General features: G+C 52.5%; 2 rRNA genes. Both read left to right on the top strand.

The features are described from left to right. Positions 1-38: 38 nt before the first annotated feature. A 23S ribosomal RNA gene (locus ACLPGZ_RS19555) occupies positions 39-2,923 on the top strand. Between the two features lie 181 nt (positions 2,924-3,104). After that, positions 3,105-3,217 (top strand): 5S ribosomal RNA (gene rrf, locus ACLPGZ_RS19550). Positions 3,218-3,322: the final 105 nt, after the last annotated feature.

Raw genomic sequence — 3,322 nt, 5'->3', positions numbered from 1 at the left:
GTATACTCATATTCCTATAACAGCATCAAGCGTTATAGGATCAAGCGAATAAGTGCATATGATGGATGCCTTGGCGATCACAGGCGATGAAGGACGCGGTAGCCTGCGAAAAGCTACGGGGAGCTGGCAAACAAGCTTTGATCCGTAGATGTCCGAATGGGGAAACCCACCGTAGTAATACGGTATCCCATGCTGAATACATAGGCATGTGGAGGCGAACCGAGTGAACTGAACCATCTCAGTAACTCGAGGAAAAGAAATCAACCGAGATTCCGGAAGTAGTGGCGAGCGAAACCGGACCAGCCTGGATGTTTTAGCGTAGTGAATAGTCGAATGGAATGGAAAGTCCAGCCGTAGCAGGTGATAGCCCTGTAGGCGAAATTCAGTACGTGGAACTAAGCATCGAACAAGTAGGGCGGGACACGTGAAATCCTGTCTGAATATGGGGGGACCATCCTCCAAGGCTAAATACTCGTGATCGACCGATAGTGAACCAGTACCGTGAGGGAAAGGCGAAAAGAACCCCGGAAGGGGAGTGAAATAGATCCTGAAATCGTATGCATACAAACAGTAGGAGCACCCTCGTGGTGTGACTGCGTACCTTTTGTATAATGGGTCAGCGACTTACATTCAGTGGCAAGCTTAACCGAATAGGGGAGGCGTAGCGAAAGCGAGTCCGAATAGGGCGATTCAGTCGCTGGGTGTAGACCCGAAACCAGGCGATCTATCCATGGCCAGGTTGAAGGCACGGTAACACGTGCTGGAGGACCGAACCCACTAATGTTGAAAAATTAGGGGATGAGCTGTGGATCGGAGTGAAAGGCTAAACAAGCCTGGAGATAGCTGGTTCTCTCCGAAAACTATTTAGGTAGTGCCTCGTATATTACTGTCGGGGGTAGAGCACTGTTATGGCTAGGGGGTCACAGCGACTTACCAACCCATGGCAAACTCCGAATACCGGCAAGTACAGTACGGGAGACAGAGCACCGGGTGCTAACGTCCGGACTCAAGAGGGAAACAACCCAGACCGCCAGCTAAGGTCCCTAACTATGGCTAAGTGGGAAACGAAGTGGGAAGGCATAGACAGTCAGGAGGTTGGCTTAGAAGCAGCCATCCTTTAAAGAAAGCGTAATAGCTCACTGATCGAGTCGTCCTGCGCGGAAGATGTAACGGGGCTAAGCCATAGACCGAAGCTGCGGATGTGTACTTTTAGTACACATGGTAGGAGAGCGTTCCGTAAGCCTGTGAAGGTGTTCCGTGAGGAATGCTGGAGGTATCGGAAGTGAGAATGCTGACATGAGTAGCGATAAAGGGGGTGAAAAGCCCCCTCGCCGTAAGTCCAAGGTTTCCTGCGCAACGTTCATCGGCGCAGGGTGAGTCGGCCCCTAAGGCGAGGCAGAGATGCGTAGCTGATGGGAAGCGGGTTAATATTCCCGCACCGTCGTAGAGTGCGATGGGGGGACGGATTGCAGAATGTTATCGGGGTGTTGGATGTCCCCGTTGGCGCATCATAGAAGGCACTTAGGCAAATCCGGGTGCGTAATTCAAGGGTGTGACTGGATAGAGCTTCGGCTCTAAACTAACTGGAAGCAGTTCCAAGAAAAGCCTCTAAGCTTCAGCTCTACGAGACCGTACCGCAAACCGACACAGGTGGACGGGATGAATATTCCAAGGCGCTTGAGAGAACTCAGGAGAAGGAACTCGGCAAATTAATACCGTAACTTCGGGAGAAGGTATGCCTCATTAGTGTGATGTGCCTGCGCACAAAGCATGAAGAGGCCGCAGTGAATCGGTGGCTGCGACTGTTTACTAAAAACACAGCACTCTGCAAACACGAAAGTGGACGTATAGGGTGTGACGCCTGCCCGGTGCCGGAAGGTTAAGTGATGGGGTGCAAGCTCTTGATCGAAGCCCCGGTAAACGGCGGCCGTAACTATAACGGTCCTAAGGTAGCGAAATTCCTTGTCGGGTAAGTTCCGACCTGCACGAATGGCGTAACGATGGCCACACTGTCTCCTCCTGAGACTCAGCGAAGTTGACATGGTTGTGATGATGCAATCTCCCCGCGGCTAGACGGAAAGACCCCATGAACCTTTACTGTAGCTTTGCATTGGATTGTGAACCGGCCTGTGTAGGATAGGTGGGAGACGTTGAAGCGTGGTCGCCAGATCGCGTGGAGTCATCCTTGAAATACCACCCTGGTCTGTTTGCGGTTCTAACCTAGGTCCCTAATCGGGATCGGGGACCGTGCATGGTGGGCAGTTTGACTGGGGCGGTCTCCTCCTAAAGTGTAACGGAGGAGTTCGAAGGTACGCTAGAGACGGTCGGAAATCGTCTTGATAGTGCAATGGCATAAGCGTGCTTGACTGTGAGACTGACAAGTCGAACAGGTACGAAAGTAGGACATAGTGATCCGGTGGTTCTGTATGGAAGGGCCATCGCTCAACGGATAAAAGGTACTCTGGGGATAACAGGCTGATACCGCCCAAGAGTTCATATCGACGGCGGTGTTTGGCACCTCGATGTCGGCTCATCTCATCCTGGGGCTGTAGCCGGTCCCAAGGGTATGGCTGTTCGCCATTTAAAGAGGTACGTGAGCTGGGTTTAAAACGTCGTGAGACAGTTTGGTCCCTATCTGCCGTGGGCGTTGGATACTTGACGGAGCCTGCTCCTAGTACGAGAGGACCGGAGTGGACGTACCACTGGTGTATCGGTTGTCATGCCAATGGCATTGCCGAGTAGCTACGTACGGAAGAGATAACCGCTGAAGGCATCTAAGCGGGAAACTCGTCTGAAGATTAGGTATCCCGGGGGCTTGACCCCCCTGTAGGGTCGTCCGAGACCAGGACGTTGATAGGCTGGGTGTGGAAGTGCAGTAATGCATGTAGCTAACCAGTACTAATTGCCCGTGTGGCTTGATCCTATAACCCTTGAGGTTGTAGTGAGTTAAGTTGTTGACCACAGAACGTAATATTGAAGTGCAGCGCAACCCGCGCTCGACACCTTCGTAACCGCTGCTAGTTGATCCGTACTGATCGCTAGCGGTGTGCTTCTTCCAATTGGCTGGGGCGTCCCTTAAAAAGACGACTCGGCAACCAGTTACGCTTGACGACCATAGCAAGGTGGTCCCACACCTTCCCATCCCGAACAGGACTGTGAAACGCCTTTGCGCCGATGATAGTGGACGGACGTCTGTGAAAGTAGGTCATCGTCAAGCTCTTATTCCTCAAAACCCCCGCAAGCATCCCTTGCGGGGGTTTTGTTTTAGGCGGCGACAAAAGCGCAGGCTACCGGCCTGTCTCGGATTGCTCGAAGGCCTGAC

It is taken from the genome of Alcaligenes sp. Me129 (assembly GCF_050487245.1).
Classification (GTDB): Bacteria; Pseudomonadota; Gammaproteobacteria; order Burkholderiales; family Burkholderiaceae_B; genus Alcaligenes; species Alcaligenes phenolicus.
The sequence above is the reverse complement of the archived record's forward strand: the minus strand, read 5'-3'. Positions and strand labels throughout refer to the sequence as shown.